Genomic DNA, 23,967 nt, shown 5'->3' on the forward strand with positions numbered 1-23,967 from the left:
GACCCCAGGTGGATATGCAACAACGTCGTGATCGGCGAACCTACCGACGGGGGCGGCCATGCTGAACAACGGTGCCCTGATCGCCGATCGGTATCGGCTGCAACGTCTGATCGCCACGGGCGGCATGGGCCAGGTGTGGGAGGCATTGGACACCCGCCTGGACCGCCGGGTCGCGGTGAAGGTCCTCAAGGCCGAGTTCTCCGCGGATCCGACGTTCCGGCATCGGTTCAAGACCGAGGCCAAGACCACCGCACAGCTCAACCACCCCGGTATCGCCGGCGTCTACGACTACGGCGAGACCTACGATCCGCAGGGTGGTGAGACCGCCTATCTGGTGATGGAGCTGGTCCAGGGCGAACCGCTGAACGCGGTGCTGAACCGGCTGGGCCGGCTCTCGGTCGGCCAGGGTCTGGACATGCTGGAGCAGACCAGCCGCGCCCTCGAGGTCGCCCATGCCGCGGGCGTGGTCCACCGCGATGTGAAGCCGGGCAACATCCTGGTCACCCCCACCGGGCAGGTGAAGATCACCGACTTCGGCATCGCGAAGGCGGTCGACGCCTCACCGGTCACCAAGACCGGCATGGTGATGGGCACCGCGCAGTACATCGCTCCCGAGCAGGCCACCGGCGAGGACGCCACCTCGGCCAGCGATGTGTACTCGCTCGGCGTCGTCGGCTACGAGGCGCTGTCGGGTCATCGGCCGTTCACCGGCGACGGCGCGCTGACGGTCGCGATGAAACATGTGCGCGAAGCGCCGCCGCCGATGCCGGCCGATCTGCCGCCGAACGTGCGTGAGCTGATCGACATCACGATGACCAAGGATCCGACGCGGCGCTATCACAGCGGCGGCGAATTCGCCGATGCCGTGGCCGCGGTCCGGGCCGGTCGCCGTCCCCCGCCGCCACGCGGAGGTGCGGTCCCGCAGACCGGCGCGACTCGCGTGCTCCCGCCCGGCCCGACCGCGGTGATTCCGCGCGGCGACTACGACGGCGCGACCGTCCGCTACCCGGCCGCCGAACCGGCCCGGGTGGGCGCGGCGGCGGGTTCGACGGCCATGATGCCCGGGCCCGGCGGCCCGGACGACGCCGAGAAGTCGGGATTCACCACCGGTCAGAAGGTGATGGCCGGGCTCGGCGCCGGCGCCGTGCTGCTCGGCGGCCTGGCCGCCTGGGTGCTGCTCAGCGGCAAGGCCCCGGATTCGACGGTGTCGCCGGTGAAGTCGACCACCTCCGTCGTCGCCCCTCCGCCGCCGCCGACCACGGTATGGACCACGACCGAGGAGCCGACGATCACCACCCAACCGGCCCCGCCGCCGGTGGTGACGACGACCCCCGAGCCGACCACGACGACCACACCCCCGCCGACCACGACCACCACGGCACCGCCGACGACCACCACCCGGGAGCGGCCGACCCGCACCACACGCCCCACAACACGCCCGTCCTACCCCTCGCTCGACCTACCATTGCCGGGGGCCGGCGATTCGCTACCGGGGGCCGGCGGCACGCACGAAGCCGACAGCAGTAGATACCCTGACACCTCCTCACAAGGACTGCCATGACGACCCCGAAGAATCTGTCTTCTCGCTACGAACTGGGCGAGATCATCGGATTCGGTGGTATGTCGGAGGTCCACAAGGCTCGTGACCTGCGGCTGGGTCGCGACGTGGCGATCAAGGTACTGCGCGCCGACCTCGCGCGCGACCCCACGTTCTATCTGCGGTTCAAGCGGGAGGCGCAGAATGCGGCGGCGTTGAACCATCCGGCGATCGTCGCGGTGTACGACACCGGCGAGGCCGAGGTGGACGGCGGCCCGCTGCCCTACATCGTGATGGAGTACGTCGACGGCGAGACGTTGCGCGACATCGTGCGCGGCAAGGGCCCGCTGCCGCCGCGCCGGGCGATGGAGATCATCGCCGACGTCTGTGCCGCACTGGATTTCAGCCACAAGAACGGCATCGTGCATCGCGACATGAAGCCGGCCAACATCATGATCAACCGCCAGGGTGCGGTGAAGGTGATGGACTTCGGCATCGCGCGCGCCATCGCGGACAGCTCGAATCCGATGACCCAGACCGCCGCGGTGATCGGCACCGCGCAGTATCTGTCACCGGAACAGGCCCGCGGCGAGCAGGTCGACGCCCGGTCCGACGTGTATTCCGTCGGCTGTGTGCTGTACGAAATCCTCACGGGCCAGCCACCTTTCACCGGTGATTCGCCGGTCGCGGTCGCCTACCAGCATGTCCGCGAGGATCCGAAGCTGCCGTCGCTGGTTCATCCGGGCGTTCCGCGTGAACTCGATTCGGTCATCCTCAAGGCGATGAGCAAGAATCCGGCCAACCGGTATCAGTCCGCGGCCGAGATGCGTGCCGATCTGATCCGGGTGCTGGGCGGCCAGAAACCGCAGGCGCCGATGGTGATGACCGAGGAGGACCGCACCACCTTCCTCGGCAGCATGGAGCCCGAACCACGCAGCTACCGCACGGTCGAACGCAACGACGGCGACGACGAGCCGGAGCCCGAATCCGACGGGTCCAGACGCAAGTTGTGGATCGGCATCGGTGCGGCCGCGGCGGTCGCGGTGCTGGTCGCGCTGTTCTGGGTGTTGATCGGTCCGGGCAGCAGACCCGACCAGGTGGCGATCCCCGATCTGGCCAACAAACCCGCCCAGGAAGCCCAGAGCGATCTGGAGAAGCTGGGCTTCGGCGTCGCCATCCAGCAGAAACCCGACGGCAAGGTCGCCAGCGGCAATGTGGTCGCGACGCAGCCGCTGGGCGGCGCCCGCGTGGACAAGGGATCCACGGTCACCCTGCAGATTTCCACCGGACCGCAGCAGGTGCCGGTACCCCAGCTGACGAAACTCACTCAGCAGCAGGCCGAGCAGAATTTGAACGCGGCCGGGCTGCTGCTCGATCCCCAGATCCAGCGGGGTGCCTCCAGTCCCGAGGACAAGGACAAGGTGATCGCCGAATCCCCCGCTGCCGGAACCAAGATCGATGCCGGCTCCAAGGTGACGATCACCCTCGGCAAGGGGCCGGACCAGGTTCGCGTGCCCGATGTGGTGGGCCAGTCGATCGACGTGGCGGAACCGAATCTGGCCGACAGCGCCGGGTTCAAGGTCGTGATCCAGAAGGTCAGCTCGTCCCGGCCCGCGGGTGAGGTGCTGTCCACCGATCCGGCCGGCGGCTCGATGGCCGACAAGGGTTCGACCATTACGGTTCAGGTGTCCAGCGATCAGATCACCATGCCGTCGCTGACCGGCCTCACCCCGTCGCAGGCCGTGGACAAACTGCGCTCGGTGGGCTGGACCGGCGGTGTCGGGCAGATCAGCCAGAGCACCCAGGGCACGTTCGACGCGAGCAATGTCGGCCGGGTGATCGATCAGCAGCCGCGACCGGGTTCGTCGGTGGCGCGCAATGCGACGATCACGATCGTCACCGGAGTACTGGGACCGCCCTGATCCCGGTAATCACAGCGCGAGGTGGCGATTCATCGACATGGCTTCCTCGGCCAGGTCGGGCAGTTCGATCACCTCGACGCCGTGTTCGCGCAGATTCTCCACGCCGACGCAGTTCTCCACGAAGGTGCGCGGTTCCCGCCACGCGATGACGACGCGCGGAAGTCCGGCGGCCAGGATGCGGTCGGCACACGGGGCGCGCCCGGCCGAGGCCCGGGTCGAACACGGTTCGAGCGTGCTGTAGAGAGTGGCCTGTCCGAGGCGCGGATCGGCGCCGAGTTTGTTCAGCGCCGACTCCTCGGCGTGCACCTTCGCGTCGGTCTCGCGGGAGTAGCCGTGCGCGAGTTCCACGCCGTCCGGGCCGACGATCACCGCACCGACGGAGAAGGCGGTGGCACTCGGCGGGCACAGCCGGGCCAGGCCGATCGCGTGATGCATCCAGAATCGGTGCGCCCCCGGCCGGCCGGGGACACGACTGGCCGACTCGACCGACTCCCACGCATCAAATTCGGTTGTCACCGGAGGTCTCCATCGTCGGCGAACTCCCATCGGACGGTGCCTGTCTCGGCAGATAACGCAGGACTGCGATGTCTCCGAGACGAGTGATATCCACCAAAGCCATTCTGCGCCGAGAACCGCCGGGAAAGTCGGCCGGATGCAGAAATTTCGGGGCCGCGCTGTCACCGACCAGCACCGGGGCGACCGCCATCAGCAGTTCGTCGGCCAGATCCGCCGCGAGGAACGCGGTGTGGATACGTCCGCCGCCCTCGACCATCAGGCGGCCGATCCCGCGCTCGCCCAGATCGTCGAGCAGCGCGCCGAAATCGACGGAGCTACCCAGGGCGACGACCTCGGCGAGTCCGGCGAGCCGATCGCCCAGCCGCGCACGCCCGGCCGTGGTCGTATAGACCAGCCGGTCCCCGCCCTGTTTCCACAACCGCTGCCCGGGATCGAGGTCACCGCTCGCGCTCACGACGACGCGCACCGGGAACTCGGGTTTGCCCGCCGCGATCCGAGCCGCGCGCCGCCGCTCACTGCTCAGCGACAGCCGGGGATCGTCACGCCGCAGGGTCTCGGCGCCGATCAGAATGGCGTCGGCCTCGGCACGCACCTGGTCGACGCGATCGAAATCCTCCGCATTCGACAGCAGCAATCGGTGCGGACCGGCGTCGTCGATATATCCGTCGACGCTCGTGGCCACCGACAGCACGACGTACGGCCGGGCCATCAGCGCCGCCGGGTCACGACGACCGCGCCGGGGTCATGCATGCGCAAACTCCTTGTCACGGTACGGCTTTCGCGGGCGGCGCGACGAGCCGTCAGACCAGTGCGGCGACCTCGGCTTCGAGCGTCTCGACCAGGCCCTCGGCCGGCCGCTCGCCGCACACCTCTAGCCAGTTCGCCAGCATCCGGTGCCCGCCCTGGGTGAGCACCGATTCGGGATGGAATTGCACACCGTGGATGGGCAGGTCGCGATGCCGCATGGCCATCACGATGCCGCTCTCGGTCCGCCCGATCACCTCGATATCGCCGGGCAAGGTGTCCTCGAGCACGGTCAGCGAGTGATAGCGGGTCGCGGTGAACGGATCGGGCAGCCCGGCCAGCACTCCGGAACCGATGTGGAAAACCGAACTCGTCTTGCCGTGCAGCAGCTCGGGGGCGCGAGTCACGGTCGCGCCGAACGCCTCTCCGATCGCCTGATGCCCCAGGCACACTCCGAGCAGCGGAGTCCGGTTCCGGGCGCACGCGCGGACCAGTTCGACACTCGCGCCGGCGCGGTCCGGGGTGCCCGGGCCCGGGCTGATCAGCAGGCCGTCGAAATCGGCGGCCGCGGCATCGGTGTCCTGCAATCGGGGGTCGTCGTTGCGCCAGACGGTCGCCTCGGCACCCAGTTGACCCAGATATTGGACCAGGTTGAATACGAAGCTGTCGTAATTGTCGACGACCAGAACACGCATGGTTCGAGAGTACGTGGCGCCACCACCGATACGCAGCTGAGATAGCCTTTAGGCAGACCTGCACGCCGAATACGAGGACGTCATGCCCAAGTCGAAGGTCCGCAAGAAGACCGACTACACGATCAACCCGACCAGCCGCACCCCGGTGAAGGTGAAGGGCGGGCCGTCGCCGGTCTGGTATGTGGCGATCATGCTCGGCTTCATGCTGGCCGGTCTGGCATGGTTGCTGGTCTACTACCTGGGCGCCGACCACATCCGGTGGATGAGCGATCTGAACGCCTGGAACTTCCTCATCGGCTTCGGACTGATGGTGATCGGCCTGATCATGACGATGCGGTGGCGTTGATCGGGCACCCCTGATCCTTCTTACACGCGTGTGATTCATGCACACCTGTGGATGACTCTGTGGACAACTCGAGGAGCAATTGGGGACCGTGAGCACACCGCCCGAACACCCCGAGTCCGACCGCCCCGGATCCACCCCGGAATTCGGCAGTTCCGAGCCGGCGCCCCGGCTCAAGTGGTCCACGCCCGCGCCCGCCCTGGCGGCGGTGACCCTCGGCGGAGTGGCGCTGGCCGTGGCCGCCGCGTTCGCCTCCGACGCACCGAGCCGGCTGTTGATCGGCTTGGGTGCGGCACTGCTGCTGTGCCTGGCCGGCCTGGGCTTCCGTCAACGCCCGCGCCTGACCGTCGTGCCCGGCAAACCGGCCCACCTGGTGGTTCGGGGCCTGCTCGGCCCGGTCACCTACGAACCCGACCAGATTCTGCGGGCACGGGTGGTCGGTTTCCGGCGGCTCGGGCGGAGCATTCCCAATCTGGAACTCGATGTCGACCACAAGGGTGAGGAGCGGCTGGTGATCTTCGGCCGCTGGGACCTCGGTACCCATCCTCAGGATGTCCTGGATGTGATGACCGTGCACGGTCTCGTTCCCGCCGACCCCCACACCAGCTGACGACCGGACCACCCGCAGACCGATCCGGCGGGAGCCGGATCAGGCGAGAACCGCCGCACCCGCACCGATCACTGCGAGCGCCAGCACGGCGAGTGCGGCCACCGCACCCCAGCCGATCCACCGGATCGAATCCCGCGTCCGCGCCCGCAACCATTCCGGCAGGAACAGGATGGCGACGGCGGCGAGCGTGCCGGCCACCAATCCACCGAGATGGCCCCACAGCGAGATGCCGGGCAGGGACACGCTGATGAGCAGATTGATCGCGATCAACACCAGCATTTGCACCGGACTCTGCCGCAGCCGCAGCAGAATCACGGTCATCGCGCCGAACAGACCGTAGATGGCGCCGGAGGCACCGGCCGTGGCGGAATCGGTGGCGAGCCACATGACCGCCGCCGATCCGCCGAGCAGCGACACCAGGTAGATCGCGAGGAAGCGGGAACGTCCCAGCACGAGTTCGGTATCGCGGCCGAGAATGTAGAGGGCGAACATGTTGACCACCAGGTGCAGCGGCCCGTAGTGCAGGAACCCGGAGCCGAGGACGCGAATCCACTGTCCCTGGGCGACGAACTGCGGCGCCAGCACCCAGTCGTAGAAAAGCCGCGACAGATGATTGTCCGTCATACTGTGCGCTTGGCTCGCGGTGACGGCGAAGACCGCGACGTTGATCGCGATCAGCGCGTAGGTGACATACGGCGTGCGGCGGGCGGTGGCGAACGGACCGCCGACGGTCGGCTGAACGGGCCGAACGTCGGTGCGGCCCTGCGCGACACACTCCGCACAATGCTGTCCGACGGCGGCCGGTTGCAGACATTGAGGGCACGCCGGCCGCCCGCACCGCGTGCATGCCAGTCCGGTGGTGCGATCGGGATGGCGGTAGCAGGTCGGTGCGGGCGGTTGCGGATTCACGAAACTCCGATGGGTCAGCTCAGGGTGATGCTCGAGATGACGACCGGCTCCTTCGGCCGGTCGTTGCGGTCGGTCGCGGTGGTCGCGATGGCGTCGACGACCTTGCGGGAATCGGCGTCGACCACTTCGCCGAAGATGGTGTGGCGACGGTTCAGATGCGGCTGCGGACCGACGGTGATGAAGAACTGCGAACCGTTGGTGCCGGGACCGGCGTTGGCCATGGCAAGCAGGTAGCCGCGGTCGAAGCGCAGTTCGGGGTGGAATTCGTCGGCGAATTCGTATCCCGGCCCACCACGGCCGGTACCCGTCGGGTCACCGCCCTGAATCATGAAACCATCGATCACACGGTGGAATACGCTGCCGTCGTAGAACGGTCCGGAGGTGCCGCCGCCGGCGTTCTTCGTCGTGTAGGCCGCGCTGCCGTCGGCCAGGCCGACGAAATTGCGCACCGTCTTCGGGGCGTGGTTACCGAAGAGCGAGATCTTGATGTCGCCGAGGTTGGTGTGCAGGACGGCCACGGCGGTCTGATTCGGTGAGGTCACGCCGAATATCGTGCCATGTCGGCTGTCCGTACTCGCGGGGCGCGCCTAGCCGGTGTGGGCCGCGTCGTCGGTCGAGGATGCGGTCGCTCCGCTCGCATATCCCAGCCGCGGCGGTTCGGCGGCCGGTTCCGGAAGCTGCGGGCGACGCGACACCGCCACCCATGCGGCACCGCCCGCGGCGGCGGCAACGCCCGCCGCGATGAGCCGATTACGCAACCGACCGGATTTCCGGGAACTGCCCAACTGCATGGCACCATGCTGTCACAGCCCCCGCCCGCCCGCAGTAGCGCCAGGTGAGAGCCTCACCGGCTGACGGACCTCTTGAACTGACGCAGTGCCAGCGGCACGAAGATCACCAGAATCGCCACCACCCAGATCAAGGTCGTCGCCACCGGATGCTGCAGCGACCACACATCCGGCGTCGGATTCGTCGGACTCGTGTTGCCGAACAGATCGCGGGTCGCCTGTGTCACCGCCGACACCGGATTCCATTCCGCCACCACGCGCAGCGGTGTCGGCAACACGTTGCTGGGCACGAAGGTGTTGGCGATGAAGGTCAGCGGGAAGATCACCATGAAACTGGCGTTGTTGAACACTTCCGGCGCCCGCACCAGCAAACCGACCACGGCCATGATCCAGGAAATCGCGTAGGCGAACAGCAACAGCAGGACATAGGCGAGTACGGCCTCGAGGAAGGAGCCGTGAATGCGCCAGCCGACGAGCAGGCCGGTCACCGACATCACCACCAGACTAACCACATTGATGGCCACATCGGCCACGGTGCGTCCGACCAATACCGCCGAAGGCGCCATCGGTAGCGAGCGGAACCGGTCGATGATTCCCCGCTGCATATCCTCGGCCAGGCTGGTGCCGGTGAACGTGGCGCCGAAGACCGAGGTCTGGGCGAAGATGCCGGCGATCAGGAATTCGCGGTACGAGGTGCCCTGCACGGTGATCGCCGATCCGAAGATGTAGGCGAACAGCAGGACGAACATGATCGGCGAGAGCGTCGAGAAGATCAGTACGTCGGGCACTCGTTTGATCTTGATGACATTGCGCTTGGCAATGGTCAGGCTGTCCCCGGCCACGATGGCCGCGCGTTCGGCCAGGGTCGGTCTGCGGGTGTCGGCCGCGGCGGTGATCATCTGCTCTGTCCTTCCGTGGCTTGTTCGAGGGTCTGCGCGGCATCGGCCGGGTCGATGGAGTCGGCGGCCTCGTGCCCGGTGAGGGTGAGGAAGACGTCGTCGAGCGAGGGCCGCCGCAGGCCGACGTCCTGGATGCGCACCCGGTGCGCGGACAGCCGCTCGATGGTGTCGACCAGCGCCTGCGAGCCGTCGTCGACGGGGATGGTGAGCCGCCGCAATCCGGGTTCGACGTGGATGTCGCCGACGGCCAGACCGGCCAGGGCCTGCTGGGCGACGGCGAGGACGTCGGCGTGTTCGACGGTCAATTCGATCCGGTCGCCGCCGACCAGCGTCTTGAGCTCGTCGGCGGTGCCGCGCGCGATCACCGTGCCGTGATCGATCACCGCGATCGCATCGGCCAGGCGGTCCGCTTCCTCCATGTACTGCGTAGTCAACAGCAGGGTGGTACCGCCGGCGACCAACTCCTCGATCACATCCCACAGATCCAAGCGGGCTCGCGGATCGAGCCCGGTCGTCGGCTCGTCGAGGAACAGCACCGGCGGATTCGCCACCAGGGCCCCGGCCAGGTCCAGCCGGCGCCGCATCCCGCCGGAGTACCCCTTCACCGGCCGATCGGCCGCATCGCTGAGCCGGAAACGTTCGAGCAGTTCCCGGGCGCGAGCCTTACTGCGCTGAATGCCCAGGTGGTACAGCCGCCCCACCATCTCCAGATTCTCGAAGCCGGTGAGGTATTCGTCGACGGCCGCGTATTGGCCGGAGGCGCCGATGTGGGCGCGTAACCGCTGCGGTTCGCGCAGCACGTCGATACCCGCGACCGTGGCGCGACCGGCATCGGGCGTGAGCAGCGTGGTCAGCACCCGGACCGTCGTGGTTTTCCCGGCGCCGTTGGGCCCGAGCAGTGCGGTCACCGTCCCCTCGGGAACCGCGAGGTCGAGTCCGTCGAGAGCGACGAGGCGACCGTACTTCTTGACCAAACCCTCGGCGATGATGGCGTCGGGCATGCTTTTCCCCTGCCGTTCGATGTGTGGATGTGAGGTTCGCTACTGCCGTGCAGTATTGCCCACACCACCGACAAGTTCATCCGAATAAACCCATATCGGACATCGACCGAACGGGGACCTCGACCGCGCGGAGAGTGGAGGTGGTCGCATCCCGGGATCCGGCGGTGCTCGGGGGTGCCGGCGGGATGCGACCGACTCGATACTCCCGCGCCCGCCGCCGAAGGTCGCGAGTAGCGCGCTACTCGAGTACGGCCCGCACGGCTACCTACCGTGGCGCCCCCGGCACTTCGTTGGTGTGAAAACGCCCACCGTTGTGCGCTGCCACACCCGCACAGCTACCGAATTCAACGCTGGCGACGACACCTCGTCACGGTCGATCGTTTCACGTGGAACATGTTTATTCCATTGTGTGACAACGTAATTCACGAATGACCCGCTGCCGACCATCCGGCTTCCGGCAAACCGGGCGAGGCACCCCGCAACACGCCAGAGAAAAAAATTTCGAAACTAGCGCCCCTCATGCAGACACAAACGAGAATCGTCGCGTAGGATCAGTCACGTCGGCCCCTCCCCCCCGGGCCGACCGTACGCGGGCCTCGGCTAACTCCCCCCCTTCGCCGAGGCCCGCTTCCAATTCCAGGACTTTTCCTATCGGCGTCCGTGACCCGTCCTCCTTGTGCGACAGCACTTTCGGAACGTCAGCACGACACGTTTTCCGATCCGATGGCGGATGCGGTCAACCCTCGTTCCGCCGCAGCACGTGCGAACCCAAACGGTCGATTCCACGCACCCGCACACTGCGCAGATGTCGCAGCGAGAACTCGGGTTCGTCCGCCAATTGTGTTGCCGCGCCGTCGTCCACCAGCACAGTGCCCGGCCGCGCGACCCCGGTCAGGCGCGCCGCGGTATTCACCACCGAACCGTAGAGATCACCGAAACGTTGCAACACTTGGCCGTAGGCCAGCCCCACCCGCAGTTCAGGGGTGGTTCCGGCACTCGTCGTGGCGTCCTGGATCGCCAGTGCGATCCGGGCGGCCGCCACCGCCGATTCGGCCGCGAACATCACCTCGTCGCCGACGTTCTTGATGGTCGAGCCGCCGTTCGCGGTGATCGCGTCCGTGGTGATGGATTCGAACGACTCCAGTAGATCGTCCAGTTCGTCGGCTTCCAAATGCCGGGTCAACCGGGTGTAGCCGACCATATCCGCGAATCCGACGGCCAACTCCCGCAACGTTTCTCCGGTGCCGTCACCGGCCAGCGATCGCGTCAGCGCCGCCGCGAGATGGCGCCGCCACGCATAGGCCTGCAGGTGCTGTAGCGCCGACACCACCTCGGCGGTCGCCTCCCGGGCCACCTTGTCCTGGTCCACCGCGGGATCGCCCGCGGTGATCGTACGGATCCGGTCGGCGATCTCCTCCGCGACCAGATCGACCTGCCATTCCGCCAGCCGCGCCATCGACTGTCCGAGGGTGCGCGCGGCCGCCTGCTGCCGGCGCACATCGGCGCCGGCCAGCGCGTCGAGACTTCTGAAGTTCCGGACCGCGTTGACATCGCCGTCGGTGAATTCGACCGCGGCGTCGTCCTCATGAGCAGGGAATCCGAGCGAAACCCACAGTCGCCGCGACAGATCGGACGGTACACCCGACAGCTCCGCGACCTCGACCCGGTTGTAGCGGCGAGGTCCCTCCAACAGATAGGGCTCGACAACCGACTGAACCAGCTTCGACAGCTCCGGGGAGGTCATAATTCCGACGATACGGATCTCGCCGAGCCCGGGCCGCCCGCTGACGACGGGTCACAAGCCGGCGACCCGCTGCGTCAGATGCGGTCCGGGCCGGGATTCCAGGTGGCGACCGCCCAGATGACGACCACATTCAAGGCGATCACCAGAATCGACCACGCCGGGTAGTACGGCAGCCACAGGAAGTTAGCGAGAATGGACAACGCCGCCAACGTGATCGCCACGATCCGGCCCCACGTGGTGCCGGCCATCAGGCCGAGGGCGGCGATGACCAGCAGGATCCCCAGCACGATGTGGATCCATCCCCAGGTCGTGGTGTCGAACTGGTAGACGTAGTCGATGCCCACGACGAACAGCTTGTCGTTGGCGACCGCGGAAATTCCTTCGAGAATCGAGAGCACACCGACGGTGACCAGCAGGATCGCCGCGCCGATCGAGGTTCCGGCGGCGATGCCCTGACGTACGGGATGCTCCTGCGGGGTTGTGGTCATGGCAGAACTCCTTCCCAGCCGAGGGGTCTTCCCATGACTGTGCCCACCGCGGCGCGCATTGGCTTCACCCGTGGCGGGTGAGTATCGGGCGCCGTCGCCCCGCGACACCGGTTCGCGCTCGGATCTCGAGCTCATCCCGGGCGGATGAGGCGACTACCAGCGGTTGTGCACGAGCCTGGAGCCGTGCATGCACCCCGGCCGAGGAGGTGAGCTGGTCGTTGTCGATCCGCTATCAGTTCGTCATCGATGGTGAATTGTCCGAACGGGCCTTGGCCGCATTTCCGGAATTGAGCCGCAGTGATCATTCCTCGGCGGGGACGACCACACTGTTCGGCACGCTCTCCGACACCACGGCCATGCGTGGCGTGCTGGCACGCATCGATTCGCTCGGGCTGACGCTGCTGGGGATGGCGCAACTGCCCGACTCCGCGGGCTGAGGTCACCGCCGCTACGGATCCTCGTCCAGATCGGGCGCCCGGTCCTGGATCAGCACGTTGACCCACCGCGTGGTCGGATCGATATCGAGCAGCAGCGCCTTCATCAGCAGCGTCAGCGGAATCGCCAGCAGCGCACCGAGCGCGCCCAGGACCCACGACCAGAACACCAGCGACAGGAACGTCACCGTCACGCTGAGGCCGACGGCATCCCCGACGAATTTGGGCTGGATGATCGACTGGATCACGAAATTGATCACCGAGTAGACGACGATCACCCACATCATCAGCATCGGCCCGCTGTCGAGCAGCGCCAGCAGCGCCGGCGGAATCAGGCCGATCACGAAGCCGATATTCGGAATGTAGTTGGTGATGAACGAGAGCAGCGCCCACAGCACGGGAAGCGGCACGCCCATCAACCACAGGGCACCGCCGTCGAAGACCGCGACGATCAAGCCGAACACCGTGGAAACCACCAGGTATTTACGGGTGCCGATGGCGAATACACCCAGTGCGTAAGCGATTTCGGGGCGCGCCTTGGCCACCACCGCGAGTTTTCGATCGATCATCATGCCGTCGATCGCCATGAACAGCAGCAATGCCAGCACGAAAAACAGATTCGAGAAGATTCCGAGCGCATTGCTCAGTGCGGCCGACAGCAGATCGACGACCTTACCCACATCCAGACCGTTGAGGGCGTTGCGGATCTGCTCGGTGTCCACGCCCAGATCGGCGAGCGCATCCCGCACACCGTTGAGCATGTCATCGAGTTTGTCGGAGTATTTCGGCAGCTCGGACGCCAACTGCGCGACCGAGAGCACCAGCGCGCCGAGCAGTACGAGCAGAATCAGCACGACCAGGAACAGAGCCGCCACCATCCCGATCCACGGCCGCCAGCCGCGCCGCTGCACCCAGGTCTGCACCGGTTGCACGGCCATCGTCAGCATCAGTGCCAGGAAGGTGGGGCCGAGCACGCCGGCGAACGCTTTCATCCCCATGACGGCCACGACGGCGCCGGCGACGGACAGCATCACGATCAGACCGCGTGGTAGCGACCACGTCGCTCCGGAAGCGGGCGGCGGGGTTTTCCGCTCGGCCCGCGGGGGCCGATCTCGTCGCAATTGCATCGGAATTACCTCGCCGCCGCAGACCGGAGTGTCGATTCTCCGACCGACACTACGGCTCCGACCGGCCCGTTACGTCCTGCGCCACGGCCGAATTCGAAGGCCCGAGACCGATTCGAAATCATGATGGAACGCATATTTTGACCGAATTCAGCAAATGAGTAGTGTACGTTTCAGTTTGGAGAAAGCAGGCTTCACCGACACCGCCTTCGGCAAAGGCACAGCTCCGGGAGGCGCTTTGAACGCTTCGCCCAGAACAACACAATCGCTAGCCGATAGCTCTAATGTTGCCGCCATTCGCAGTGGCCTCCAACTCGGCGTGCCGGAACTCTCCTTCGCACCGCTCTCGCTTCCCGCGGCCCACGCCCGCATCGACGAGGCGGCCGGCGCCGGCCGGACCGTATTGATCTGCGCCCCCGCGGGAACCGGCAAGACCGTCCTCGCCGCCGACTGGGTGACGCGACTGACGACCCGGCATTCCGGCTGCCGGGTGGGCTGGCTCACCTTCACCGGCCGCCGCGGTGAGTCCGCCGATCTGTGGCGTGCGATCGCCGGAGTGCTCGACTTCCCCGTCGGATCACCCGACCGAGACCCCACGGGTCCCCTCGCCGAACCGGCGACGCTGGTGGACCGGTTGACCGATCGAGCCGAACCGACCGTGCTCGTCCTCGACGACGCCCACCTGCTGACCGACCCTTTGGCGCTGGCGGGGCTGGAATATGTCGTCGAAAACGCACCGGCCACACTGACGACCATCGTCACCGGACGGTTCGATCCGCCGCTGCGATGGCACGGCCTCGAACTGAGTGGCCGGCTCACCCGGCTGACGGCGCGCGAACTCGCGCTCGACGACGAGCACACCGCGGCCCTGCTCGACCAGCACGACCTGCACCTGAATGCCGCCGATATCGCCGGCATTCAGCGACTGACCTGCGGCTGGGCCGCGCTGGTGCGGATTGCCGCGATCTATCTGGCCGCGAATCCGCACGATCGGCCCACCGCCTTGGCGGCATTGGCCCGCGCACCCCATGCCATCAGCGACTTCCTCGTCGGCGAGCTGCTGGCCGCGCTACCGGACGATGCGCTGCATTTCCTGCTCGCCACCGCGGTACCCGAGGAATTCAGTGTCGCGCTGGCCACGGAGCTGGTCGGCGAATCCGCCCCGGCCACCCTGGAATATCTGCTGCGCAACAATCTGCCGATCACCTGCGTCGCCCGCCACGGCGAGCTGTGGCACAGCTATCACCCCATGCTGCGCGCCTATCTGCTCGCCGAGGCCGCGCGCTCGCTTCCGGACCGGCTGCAACGCATACACCGCAGCTGTTCGACGTGGTTCATCGATGCCCGGATGCCCTCCGCCGCACTGCATCACGTCCTCGCCGTACCCGGACACCCGCAGCTGTCGCGGTTCATCCGCGAGCACGGCCCGAGGTTGGTGTTCGGCGGGGACGGGCCGTCCTTCTTCGCCCGGCTGGACGACGTCGGCGAACTCGCCGACGACCAATTCGTCCAACTGCTGCGCATCGCCGAGGCCGTGGGCCGCGGAGACGTGGCGGCCTGCACGGCCTATCTGGATCGCCTCGACGCAGAACCCTGTTCGGCCTCCGCGCTGGTGCCGGCGTCCTGGCTGACCGCGCTGCGCAACGCTGTGGCCGCCGATGTCGCGGTGCTGACGGGCGCCGAACCCGCTGCTCCCGATCCTGCGACGCCCACTCCGATCGGCCATGCCGAACTGGACTGCTACATCATCCTGCAGCTGGCGAACGCACACCTGCACCGTGGCGACGTCGCGCGCGCCGAATCCGGACTCTGGCAGGCGCTCGCGCTGGCCGAACATTCCGGACTGGGCCGCTTCGTCGTGCCGGCGGCGACGCGACTGGCATTGTGCGGCGGTATCGGCGGCCGCCTCACGGTGATGTGCAAGCGCGCCGAACATGCCGTCGCCCTCGCCGAGAAGTACGGTCTGCGAACACATTCCGCGATGATTCACGCGCAGGCGATGATCGCGTACACGCACTATCTGCAGGGCGATGCGATCGATGTCGGCGACCAGCCCCCGCCCGCCACGACGAGCGGCCTCTCCCCCGCGCCGGCCGCCGACCGGCAGGCGCTGGCCATTCTGCGGCTGATCGAATTCGATTCCGCGACAGAGCGTTTCCTGGCTGCCGATACGCTACGGATTCAGCTGCTGGACATGCTCGCCGAACCGACACCGGCGCGTTCCTCGGGGAATCTGGTCCTGCACACGGTCATGGCACTGCTGCGGATCCAATGCCGCGTCGGCGCACAGACTCTGGTCGAGCGAGCGGTCGCGGTACTGGGTCGTACGCCCGAGGTCGTGCTGGCGCAGGCCTGTCTGTCGGAGTATGCGCAGACCTCCTCGGCGACACTCGAACTGCTCCAGCCACTGCTGCGCCGGACCGACGGGCTGTCCCCGCTCACCGCCGTCACGGCCTGGCTCCTGTATGCCTCCGCGTCCGCGCAGCTGGACCGCCCGGTCAAGGCCTACGAGGCGGTGGCGCAGGCGCTCGGTCACGCCGCCGACGACCGGATCGTGCGGCCGTTCCTGGAGGTGCCGGGAACCGTTGCGTTACTGGACGGTTCGGTCGGCCGGTTCGGTCACCACGACCGGCTGGTCGATCTGATCCGAGCCCATCCGTCGGCTCGCGGCACGGCTCACAACCCGGGACTGACCGAAACCGAGATGTCGGTGTTGCGCCAGTTGCCGTCGGGGATGACGACGCTCAATATCGCGGAGGGCATGGGGGTTTCGATCAACACCGTCAAAACACACCTGCGCGGTATCTATCACAAACTGGGCAGCGGTTCCCGTGCCGAAGCCATCGCGCGGGCGCGCGAACTCGGCTTGATCTGATCGGATTCGCCGAGGAATTCGCCGATCGCGGGCCAGGTCGAGCCGGCCGCGTCGGGACCCACCATCAGGCCCAGATGTCCGCCGGTCACCTCCACGAAGCGCACATCGGCGGCTCCGGTGAGCAGGTCCACACCACGGCGGGTGGAACGGGCGGGCACGAGCATGTCGGTGCGGCTACCGATCAGCAGCACCCGGCAGGTCAGCTTCGACAGATCGACGACGAGATCCGAACGCAATCGAATCACGCCGTCCGCCAACTCGTTTCGCAACACCAGACTGCGATAGATCTGCCACAGCGAACGGCCGGGATAACCGGGCATGGTCGCCATGAATCGGTCGACGGCTTCCATCCGGGCCAGCGCCTCGGTATCGGCGGCGTGCCGGGCGATGAACAACGGACGGGTCAGCTCCCGATCGAAGGCCTGTAACCGGAAGCCGAGCCGGACCAGCTCACGCGGAGCCCCGCCGAGCACTCTGGTCGCCAGAGCGACGCCGCGTCCACCGGTCAACCGGCCCGCCATCCGGACCGGCACGAGGAACGGCGTGTGGCGCTGGTCGAACGGCGTCGCCAGGCCGGTGACCGACGCGATCGGCAGATCCGCATGTGCCGCCGCGCCGATCATCGCGAGCGCGCCACCCAGCGACCAGCCGATCACGTCCACGGGTCGCCCGTGTTCGGCGGCGACGCGGCGCACCGCGTCCGGCACGATGCCGTGGGTCCAGTGCTCGAGGCCGAGATCGCGGTCGCCGTAGTCGAAATCGCCGTAGTCGATCACGTACGGCTGCTTGCCGATGCCGAGCAGATAGCGCACGAGACTCTGGCCGTCGCGCAGGTCGAAGCAGGCCGGAGTGACCGCCAGCGGCGGCACCAGCAACACCGGATTCCCGGTACCGGGTTCGTCGCGGTCGTACCGCAGCAGTCGATTGTGCGGCTTTTCGCTGATCGGCGTGGACGGCGCCGGCCGGTAGGGCTCGATTCCGTCGCCGAAGGACACCGCCCAGATATTGCGCGCCGCGCGCGGCAGATCCGCAACGATCGCGACCACGGATGTTCCCTTCCACTCCCGGCCGCGAGTCCCGCAGCGCGCGCCGGCCCACGCCGGCACCTCGACGAACGATAGCTATGCGATCGTAGGCAGGCAGCACATGTGACCGCTACTCGAAGTTACATATAACACGTTCGAACGCGCCGGTAGGAATCGCGCTCACCGGCCGAACCAGCGAGCCAGCGCGGTCGTCAAGCCGTCGACACCGTCGGTGGCGGCCCAGGCGACGTAGCCGTCCGGACGCACGAGCACGCCGGCCGCGTCACCGGAGCCGGGCTCGTCCGAAGTGTCCAATGGCTTCGCCGTGACGATCCGGATCCGGTCCTGCCACGGGGCCGCCGCGGCGCGCAGCTGCGCGGAGTCGGCGAAATCGAACAACACACCCCGACCGGTGACGAAGTGTTCGGCCACGCGAGTCCCGTCGGACAGCTCGCGATCGGGAACGATCGCGCCGATCAGCTCGTGGTCGCCGCCCAGGTGGTAGCGGTGCAGCACACCGGAGATCCGCTTGAACACGGTGGTCGCGCCGTCGCCGGTGGACAGTAGTTCCGACATCACCGCCCGCAACGCCTTGCTGCGCCGGTCCAGTCGCATCAGGGCGACCTGCGCCCGGGTCCATTCCAGCACCCAGGCGCCGATCGGATACCGCTCGGCGGTGTAGGTGTCCAGGAGGCGCTCGTCCATCCGGCCGTCGACGACCGCGGCCAGCTTCCAGCCGAGGCAGACCGCATCGCCGATGCCGAGATTGAGGCCCTGACCGCCGAACGGCGAATGCACATGCGCCGCATCACCCGCGAGCAGGACGCGCCCCTTGCGGTAGTCCGGCACCTGGCGGGTGTTGTCGGTGAACCGGGTGGCCGACTGCACGGCCGAGACCCGCACGGGTACCCCGGAGACCCTGCGCAGGCTTGCCTCCAACTCGGCGGCCGTGATCGGCGCGTCGCGATCGATCGGCGGTCCGTCGAGTTCGACGGTCAGAAAGCGGCCGGGAGTCGGCCCGTAGACGTAGATGCCGTGTTCGGTGTCGTGCCAACCGGGCTGCAGCCCTTCGGTTTCCGACATCTCCACCACCGCCTGCCGTCCGGTGATCTCCGGCCCGATACCGGGGAAGTCGAAGCCGGCGAGTTTGCGCACGGTACTGCGTCCGCCGTCACATCCCACCAGCCACGACGCGCGTATCTCGTCGGGACCACAACTCTCGTCGTCGCCACGCCCCTGGGCGGCACGGCAGCGCACGGTCACGGCGTCGCCGTGGTCGGTCAGATCGGTCACTTCCACGCCCCGGCGGACCACCACGCCGAGTTCCGCGGCGCGCACACCGAGAATCTCCTCGATGCCCTGCTGGCTCACCAGTACGGCCCGGCCCGCCGGCCCCACCCCCGCGAAGGCCGGATCTTCCGCGTCGATCAGGTCGAACGACAGCATGATCCCGGCGAAATGCCCCGGGATCGGCGGCCGGTTCGCGGCGCCCGCCGTCCGGCCGCCGAACGCTTTCATCCGCTCGACCGTGGCCTGCTGCTGCGCCAGCAACTCGGGCAACAGCCCGCGCCGATCGAAGGCCTGAGCCGTCGGCACATTGATCGCTCCGGCCTTGATGGTCCGGTCGATCTCCGTCAGCCGTTCCACGACCAGCACCTCGACTCCGGCCAACCGCAGTTCACAGGCCAGCATCAGGCCGACCGGACCCGCACCGGCGACCACCACATCGAATGTCTCGCTCATGACATCGACCCTGCCGCCGGTCGCTTGCAGCGCCCTTGCACCGCGGATGCGCGGACCGCGCACGTCTCAGGTGAGCGCCACCAACTCGTGCAAGGTGGTGCCGGTGCGGCGGACCGGTTCGGCACCGCCGAGCACGGTCAGCTCGAAGGTGGATTCGAAGCGGAAGTAGCCTGGATGGCCGATCACCCTGTGCGCCAGCGGTTTCAGCAGCCGGGTGCTCACCAAAGGAATATCGTCGAGGAGATCGTGGGCGTGGATCACCCGATCCACGGTCAGCCGCAACTCGACCCGATCGGGCACGCGCAATTCGATCCACTCCGGGTACCCGCGCCCGGCGGTCGCGTCGAAACGCGCCGGTCCCTCCCGCAAGGTCGTCTCGCCGGTCGAGAGAACGATGCGATCGTGGTGGGCCAGCATGAGCGGTGCGATCTCGTGAGCGCCGCGTCGCTGCTGGGTCAGCACGTCGGCGAACAGCAACGAATAGTCCTCGACATACAGCCGCCCCCAGTGCCAGCGCTCGATGATCGTCCGCATATCGCCGACACCCCAGTTGTGGTCGGCGTACCCGCGACCGGAGACGGACCGCTCGACGCCGTCGATGGTCACGGTGCCGCTCACCCGAGCTCGCGGCGCGCCGACGACCCAGCCGAAGCAATCACCGCCGCCGAAATGCGTCTCACCCTTACCTGGCATCCAGCTCGGCAGCTCATTGTCGAAGCGCAGGTCGAAAACCAGGTCGTCCTCGGCCAGTCGCAGGTGGTGCGTCGGCAACCCACCGGGCCGGAATTCGGTGTAGGCCCGGTTGTTTCCGATCCGCACATCGCAATATCGCGCATCGAACGACGCCTGGTTGCGGGGATACTTGCGCGAGACCTGCCGGCGGGTGCCGTCCGGCTCGTAGACGATCAGCTCGACCCAGGGTCGCGCATGCGGGAAATCCTCGGGGCGGCGTTTGGTGAGAAAGCCGACGACGGTATGTCCGCTGTCGATATGGGCGTCGAAATACCAGTGTTCGAACGCGAGTGAACTCGCCGCGGGATGAAATGCGTTGTGCCGCGGTTCGACGGTGGTGAGTTCGCCGTCTCGCCGGCCGGGACCGTTCCATGCCTCGACAATGGCTGTGTCGTTCATCGCCGCAACGCTCCGCTCGCATCGAATTCCGCTTCTCTGCCCTGCATTTGGGCCCGATACCAGTTCTCCCGGTGCCGGACCATCACCTTCTCGTGCAGCCGCCCGACCGGTGGTATCCGGCGCACGCATTCCATCGCGGTGATCAACGGAAACCGCAGCACCGGAATCAGCACCCAGGGAAAGGCCGGGGGCATACGGTATTTGCGCCGCGTGCCGGGCGCCATGTACATCGCCGAATACACCGAGTTGATGCGGTAGTTGTAGGCGGCGCGCAGCCGGCTCATGCCGCGGTGTTCAGGGCGCGGAGCGAAGGCGGCGGGATAGGACTCGATCAATTCCGCGCCGTGCGCACCAGCGTCGTAGGAACGCGAGGCGATGGTCATCGCCAGCACCCGCAGCGAGTCGGCCACGGTTTCCGGATGCCACTGCAACCGCACCCCCAGCAGATATCCCATGTACTTCTGAAAGTGCAGGAGCGCACGGATTTCCGACGGCGTCGTCTGATAGCCCAGCGCCCACAGCCCGAGGCCGGGCGTCACACTGCCCGCGATCAAAGTCAGCAACTGATAGGTCTGGCTGATCGGCAGTCCCCACTTGTCGATATCCCATTCGGGATGGCCGGCCACCCGCGCCCGCACCGACACGTGCATCACCCGGACCTTCAGCGCGGTGGCGCGCCCGGTCGACCCCGGGGTGAGCAGCGCATTCGGCTGCGAGACGTCCATCCAGAATCGGCAGGTCTCCAAATACCTACGCAGCGCACTGTTTCCGGCGTATCCGCCCGCCAGGGACAGCGGAGTGGCGACCGCCGCTTCGGTGTACATCTCCAGTGTTTCCGCACCCGCGAAGCTGAACAGCATGGTGCCCCACCGCCGCCAGATGGCCGCACCCTGTTCGACCAATTCCGGCCGCACCCACTCCGGCACGGTGTCGAATTCGGCGAACAGTTCCCGCATCGAATCCGGCGCCTCGGGCACGGCGTCGATTCCCTCCGCCAGCGCCCGGTCGAGCAGTGCGCGGCCCGATGCCGAACCACCGGGACCGTGCATCACCTCGGCGACGAATCGTTCGGCGACCGGATCGCCGGTGAACAAGTCCTCGGTGAGTGCACGGGCCTGCTCGTCGGTGGGAAAGAGCTCGGCGCCGGTCACCTTCCGCACGAGCGCTTCCACGCGCAGGACCGCGGGCTGCTGCTTCGCCTCCCAATATCGGAAAGCGCTGGGGCATTTCACGGTTCGCAGCTGTGACGTCATCTCATCGCACCGTTCGGAATCGCAGCATCATGTCGTGGTCGTCGTGATCGAGCAGACGGCAGTGCCGGACGAAACCGGCAGATCCGAGTCGGCGGCGATGGCTTGTCACCGTGCGCCCGGCCACCGCGGCCGTCACACCTGCGCCGACAACCGCGCAACAGCGCGGGGCGGCCGATCGGTCGATACATCCCTCGCACCTCCGAGGTGACATCGATCGCCACCCGACGCAGCGACCATACCATTTAGTACTGTTGACGGTACTCGTTCGAATGGTACGAGGAGGTGCGTCGTGCGCACGTCGAATCCGCAGCCGACCGGCTCCCCTACGATCGGGTTATGGACCTGGGCAACTCGGCGGTGAACGGATGACAGCACCGAAGAAAGCCCCGAGCACGTCCAAGAAAGCCGTGTCCAAGAAAGCGGAGGCACAACACCGCAACCGCCGGCAGACGACGCGGCTGTCGTACGACGACTGGGTGACCGGCGCGCTGGATCTCCTCGCGCGCGAGGGTGTGACCGCGATCCGGATTCCCCGGCTGTGCGAGGAGCTAGGCGTCACCAAGGGCAGCTTCTACTGGCATTTCGACGATCTCGAACAGCTGATGGCCGCCATGGCCGACCGATGGGGCGACATGCAGAGCGAAGCGGTCCGGGCCCTCGCCGCCTTGGATTCGATTCCGGTCGAGTCCCGCATCGAACAGATGGCGGCCATGCTGGTGGACCCGAAGCACTGGATGGTCGAGGCCTCGGTGCGGGAGTGGTCACGCACCGACGACACGGTGGCGGCGGCGGTCCGGGCGCTGGATCAGCGCATCTTCCGGACCGTGCAGACGGCCATGCTCGATCTGGGTTTCGAGCCGGTCCAGGCGCGCCTGCGCGCGGGCGCGATGGTGTATCTGGGGATCGGGCTGATCCACGGCCGCGACAATCTGCCGACGCCGACGCCGGAGGAAGTGCAGGCGGTCATCGACCTGCTGGCCCGGCCGTGAGCTTTGTGAAGCTGTGAATTCTGTGGAGCTGTGAGTTTTGTGGAGCTGTGAGTTTTGTGGAGCCTAGGGGAATCGAACCCCTAACCCCTGCCTCACAAAAGTCGAGCTAAGGCGGCCGGTACAACGTCTCCGCCGGTAGCAACAGGAATTTCACGAAACTTCGCGCAATTTTCCGGCACAAACGATACCTGTTCCCTGCTGACGCCGTCAACACCCCATCCCTGCTGCTGACGGCGTCAGTAGGCCACTCGACCACACTCACAGGTCACGGTAGGGGCATCGCATTCGAGCAAGCCGACGCTCGACGCGCGTACTTAACAAACTCATGCAGATGACGAGTACGCACCCCCATGAGGGTCATGTGATGTGCGCCATATTTCTGTCGCAGACGAGGAGGTACATGCCCGATGGGTGACACAAGTGTGCGTTTTACCTATCGACAGGCTCGGGGTGGCGGTGTTCGATGGATGCAACCATCTCGACACCGGCTACGAGCAGAGACGTTGTTGCGCACCTGCGATCTTCCCGGCGCAGCGGCGGTCGGAGGGAATCGGAACCTCATGAGCGTCGATATATCTTGTCCCTCTTGCGGTTACGACGATTGCGTGCAGAGCGTTCCTGCGATCCGCGCTTCGGGGACCTCGACGGTCTACGGCACCGACTACTACTCCGGTGTCGGTGTGAGTTCGTCGGGTCTGATGCCGGTCATGGGCTCCTCGCTCGTCGAGCGAACGCAATCCAGTTATCTCGCACAATCACTCGCGCCCGAGCCCGATTTCCGGGGTGCTGGTCGCCTCACAACCCTCGCGCTGGCGCTGAGCTTGCCTGCGGTCGGGTATTTCGCCGCTGGGGGCGTGCTGATTAGCCGTCCACACCCCGGCGTCTCGGCTGCTTCGATTTTGATCGGGGCTTTTGGTTTTGCGCTTTTTCTCGCGCTTCCGTCATTGCTGATTCTGTGGTTCGCGTTCCGGAGGCTGCGACGCTCGGCCCGGATTCGGCGCGGGGCTCCTGCGGCTTATGCGGTGTGGCGGGCTGGGGTTTACTGCCATCGATGTGGCATGTGCTTTTGGCCCTTCGCGCCCGCCGCCGGGATCCCGGTGCGGCATCCGGTGCCTCCAGGCGGTTTCCAGGGGATCGTCTGGAACGTCGGGGGTTACCTCAACGACGCGTGATCTCTCCCGATACAGGGTCGTGAAC

23 protein-coding genes are annotated in these 23,967 nt (G+C 66.9%); 8 read left to right on the forward strand and 15 right to left on the reverse strand.

What is annotated here, in order from left to right:
- Positions 1 to 58 precede the first annotated feature (58 nt).
- Together NA3_RS22900 and pknB are read left to right on the forward strand one after the other, a co-directional pair.
- Positions 59 to 1,561 (forward strand): protein kinase domain-containing protein, encoded by a 1,503-nt coding sequence (locus tag NA3_RS22900; protein ID WP_062965666.1) that lies wholly within the window; start codon positions 59 to 61, stop codon positions 1,559 to 1,561.
- Positions 1,558 to 3,459 carry a Stk1 family PASTA domain-containing Ser/Thr kinase gene (gene pknB / locus NA3_RS22905; RefSeq protein WP_062965667.1) on the forward strand — a complete coding sequence of 634 codons (1,902 nt, stop codon included), beginning with the start codon at positions 1,558 to 1,560 and terminating at the stop codon, positions 3,457 to 3,459. The genes NA3_RS22900 and pknB overlap by 4 nt, the downstream gene beginning before the upstream one ends.
- 9 nt (positions 3,460 to 3,468) lie before the next feature.
- Here the strand turns inward: pknB and NA3_RS22910 are convergent, their stop codons facing one another.
- From NA3_RS22910 to NA3_RS22920, 3 genes are all read right to left on the reverse strand, one after another.
- Positions 3,469 to 3,975: a deaminase gene (locus NA3_RS22910; RefSeq protein ID WP_227995423.1), complete on the reverse strand. Its 507-nt coding sequence runs from the start codon at positions 3,973 to 3,975 to the stop codon at positions 3,469 to 3,471.
- On the reverse strand, positions 3,959 to 4,684 hold the full coding sequence (locus NA3_RS22915; protein ID WP_062965669.1) for a RibD family protein: 726 nt from the start codon (positions 4,682 to 4,684) through the stop codon (positions 3,959 to 3,961). Before NA3_RS22915 ends, NA3_RS22910 begins: the two co-directional genes overlap by 17 nt.
- Before the next feature lie 91 nt (positions 4,685 to 4,775).
- Positions 4,776 to 5,414 carry an aminodeoxychorismate/anthranilate synthase component II gene (locus tag NA3_RS22920; protein ID WP_062965670.1) on the reverse strand — a complete coding sequence of 213 codons (639 nt, stop codon included), beginning with the start codon at positions 5,412 to 5,414 and terminating at the stop codon, positions 4,776 to 4,778.
- 82 nt (positions 5,415 to 5,496) lie between these two features.
- Between NA3_RS22920 and crgA the strand changes: the two genes are divergently transcribed.
- Together crgA and NA3_RS22930 are read left to right on the forward strand one after the other, a co-directional pair.
- On the forward strand, positions 5,497 to 5,760 hold the full coding sequence (gene crgA / locus NA3_RS22925) for a cell division protein CrgA (RefSeq protein ID WP_062965671.1): 264 nt from the start codon (positions 5,497 to 5,499) through the stop codon (positions 5,758 to 5,760).
- 88 nt (positions 5,761 to 5,848) lie between these two features.
- Complete coding sequence (locus tag NA3_RS22930) at positions 5,849 to 6,367, forward strand: PH domain-containing protein (protein ID WP_084491790.1); 519 nt, start codon at positions 5,849 to 5,851, stop codon at positions 6,365 to 6,367.
- Positions 6,368 to 6,406: 39 nt separating this feature from the next.
- Here the strand turns inward: NA3_RS22930 and NA3_RS22935 are convergent, their stop codons facing one another.
- The 7 genes from NA3_RS22935 to NA3_RS22965 all read right to left on the reverse strand — a co-directional run bounded on the left by NA3_RS22935 (position 6,407) and on the right by NA3_RS22965 (position 12,196).
- Positions 6,407 to 7,276, reverse strand: a complete 870-nt coding sequence (locus tag NA3_RS22935; protein WP_084491791.1) for a rhomboid family intramembrane serine protease — start codon at positions 7,274 to 7,276, stop codon at positions 6,407 to 6,409.
- Between the two features lie 14 nt (positions 7,277 to 7,290).
- Positions 7,291 to 7,818, reverse strand: a complete 528-nt coding sequence (locus tag NA3_RS22940; protein WP_062965673.1) for a peptidylprolyl isomerase — start codon at positions 7,816 to 7,818, stop codon at positions 7,291 to 7,293.
- Between the two features lie 45 nt (positions 7,819 to 7,863).
- Positions 7,864 to 8,067, reverse strand: a complete 204-nt coding sequence (locus tag NA3_RS22945; protein ID WP_062965674.1) for a cell wall synthesis protein CwsA — start codon at positions 8,065 to 8,067, stop codon at positions 7,864 to 7,866.
- Between the two features lie 53 nt (positions 8,068 to 8,120).
- Positions 8,121 to 8,963: an ABC transporter permease gene (locus NA3_RS22950; protein ID WP_062965675.1), complete on the reverse strand. Its 843-nt coding sequence runs from the start codon at positions 8,961 to 8,963 to the stop codon at positions 8,121 to 8,123.
- Entirely contained in the window at positions 8,960 to 9,964 is a 1,005-nt protein-coding gene (locus NA3_RS22955) for an ATP-binding cassette domain-containing protein (RefSeq protein WP_062965676.1), read from the reverse strand. The genes NA3_RS22950 and NA3_RS22955 overlap by 4 nt, the downstream gene beginning before the upstream one ends.
- A gap of 736 nt (positions 9,965 to 10,700) precedes the next feature.
- Positions 10,701 to 11,708, reverse strand: a complete 1,008-nt coding sequence (locus NA3_RS22960; protein ID WP_062965677.1) for an adenylate/guanylate cyclase domain-containing protein — start codon at positions 11,706 to 11,708, stop codon at positions 10,701 to 10,703.
- Between the two features lie 74 nt (positions 11,709 to 11,782).
- Positions 11,783 to 12,196 (reverse strand): DUF7144 family membrane protein, encoded by a 414-nt coding sequence (locus NA3_RS22965; RefSeq protein WP_062965678.1) that lies wholly within the window; start codon positions 12,194 to 12,196, stop codon positions 11,783 to 11,785.
- A gap of 206 nt (positions 12,197 to 12,402) precedes the next feature.
- Here NA3_RS22965 and NA3_RS22970 point away from each other — a divergent pair, with 206 nt between their 5' ends.
- Positions 12,403 to 12,633: a DUF8691 family protein gene (locus NA3_RS22970; protein ID WP_030516694.1), complete on the forward strand. Its 231-nt coding sequence runs from the start codon at positions 12,403 to 12,405 to the stop codon at positions 12,631 to 12,633.
- 11 nt (positions 12,634 to 12,644) lie between these two features.
- Here the strand turns inward: NA3_RS22970 and NA3_RS22975 are convergent, their stop codons facing one another.
- A complete protein-coding gene (locus NA3_RS22975; protein WP_062965679.1) occupies positions 12,645 to 13,757 on the reverse strand; it encodes an AI-2E family transporter in 1,113 nt (370 codons plus the stop codon).
- A 316-nt stretch (positions 13,758 to 14,073) separates the two neighbouring features.
- On the opposite strand from NA3_RS22975, the gene NA3_RS22980 reads away from it, so the two are divergent.
- Positions 14,074 to 16,629 carry a winged helix-turn-helix domain-containing protein gene (locus tag NA3_RS22980; RefSeq protein WP_062965680.1) on the forward strand — a complete coding sequence of 852 codons (2,556 nt, stop codon included), beginning with the start codon at positions 14,074 to 14,076 and terminating at the stop codon, positions 16,627 to 16,629.
- Here the strand turns inward: NA3_RS22980 and NA3_RS22985 are convergent.
- The 4 genes from NA3_RS22985 to NA3_RS23000 all read right to left on the reverse strand — a co-directional run bounded on the left by NA3_RS22985 (position 16,563) and on the right by NA3_RS23000 (position 21,781).
- Positions 16,563 to 17,675: an alpha/beta fold hydrolase gene (locus NA3_RS22985; RefSeq protein ID WP_062965748.1), complete on the reverse strand. Its 1,113-nt coding sequence runs from the start codon at positions 17,673 to 17,675 to the stop codon at positions 16,563 to 16,565. The genes NA3_RS22980 and NA3_RS22985 overlap by 67 nt on opposite strands.
- 159 nt (positions 17,676 to 17,834) lie before the next feature.
- On the reverse strand, positions 17,835 to 19,397 hold the full coding sequence (locus NA3_RS22990; protein ID WP_128145018.1) for an FAD-dependent monooxygenase: 1,563 nt from the start codon (positions 19,395 to 19,397) through the stop codon (positions 17,835 to 17,837).
- A 66-nt stretch (positions 19,398 to 19,463) separates the two neighbouring features.
- The gene (locus tag NA3_RS22995) at positions 19,464 to 20,528 is read right to left on the reverse strand and encodes a lipocalin-like domain-containing protein (protein WP_062965681.1); all 1,065 of its coding nucleotides are present in this window, start codon (positions 20,526 to 20,528) and stop codon (positions 19,464 to 19,466) included.
- The gene (locus tag NA3_RS23000; protein WP_062965682.1) at positions 20,525 to 21,781 is read right to left on the reverse strand and encodes an oxygenase MpaB family protein; all 1,257 of its coding nucleotides are present in this window, start codon (positions 21,779 to 21,781) and stop codon (positions 20,525 to 20,527) included. The genes NA3_RS22995 and NA3_RS23000 overlap by 4 nt, the downstream gene beginning before the upstream one ends.
- 365 nt (positions 21,782 to 22,146) lie before the next feature.
- Here NA3_RS23000 and NA3_RS23005 point away from each other — a divergent pair, with 365 nt between their 5' ends.
- Both NA3_RS23005 and NA3_RS23010 read left to right on the forward strand, forming a co-directional pair.
- Positions 22,147 to 22,770, forward strand: coding sequence for a TetR/AcrR family transcriptional regulator (locus tag NA3_RS23005; protein WP_063917681.1), 624 nt, complete (start codon positions 22,147 to 22,149; stop codon positions 22,768 to 22,770).
- A gap of 605 nt (positions 22,771 to 23,375) precedes the next feature.
- Positions 23,376 to 23,942: a hypothetical protein gene (locus NA3_RS23010; protein WP_062965683.1), complete on the forward strand. Its 567-nt coding sequence runs from the start codon at positions 23,376 to 23,378 to the stop codon at positions 23,940 to 23,942.
- Positions 23,943 to 23,967 lie beyond the last annotated feature (25 nt).

The organism is Nocardia africana NBRC 100379, from assembly GCF_001612635.1.
GTDB lineage: Bacteria > Actinomycetota > Actinomycetes > Mycobacteriales > Mycobacteriaceae > Nocardia > Nocardia africana.